This window comes from Halorubrum sp. CGM4_25_10-8A, assembly GCF_005435025.1.
GTDB lineage: Archaea > Halobacteriota > Halobacteria > Halobacteriales > Haloferacaceae > Halorubrum > Halorubrum ezzemoulense.
This window is the reverse complement of the sequence record NZ_SGTX01000063.1, coordinates 1-448: the sequence shown is the minus strand read 5'-3', so window position 1 is coordinate 448 and position 448 is coordinate 1. Positions and strand designations below refer to the sequence as shown.

Here is a 448-nt window from a genome sequence, read left to right as displayed (position 1 = left end):
ACCTGAAGTCGTTCCTCGACGAGTCGACCGCCCCGCTGCGGCGGTACGTGCCGACGGTGCTCCGCGTCGGGATGGGCGTCTCGTTCGTCTACCTCGGGCTGATCCAGAAGCTCGCCGACCCGGGGAGCGCGCTGCTCGTCGTCGAGAAGTACGACCTAACGTCGGTCGTCCCGGTCGACCCGGGACTGTGGGTCGTCGGCGCCGGCGTGACCGAGATCGCCGTGGGGCTCGCGCTGATCGCCGGCTTCTTCACCCGCGGCGCGGTCGCGCTCTCGTTCGTCCTGTTCACCACGACGCTGTTCGGGCTCCCGGACGACCCGGTCCTCGCTCACGTCGCGCTGTTCGGGATGGCCTCGGCCGTCTTCACGCTCGGGTCCGGCCCGCTCGCGTTCGACCGCTGGTTCGGTCGCCCCGCGCTCGACGACGAGGACGGATCGGCGCTCGCGGC

Annotated in this window: 1 protein-coding gene; it reads left to right on the top strand. The window is 71.4% G+C overall.

Annotated features, from left to right (window positions below; translation table 11 throughout):
• Positions 1-448 (top strand): DoxX family protein (locus EXE52_RS18130; RefSeq protein ID WP_137704012.1); only part of this gene is annotated, 448 nt, incomplete at both ends.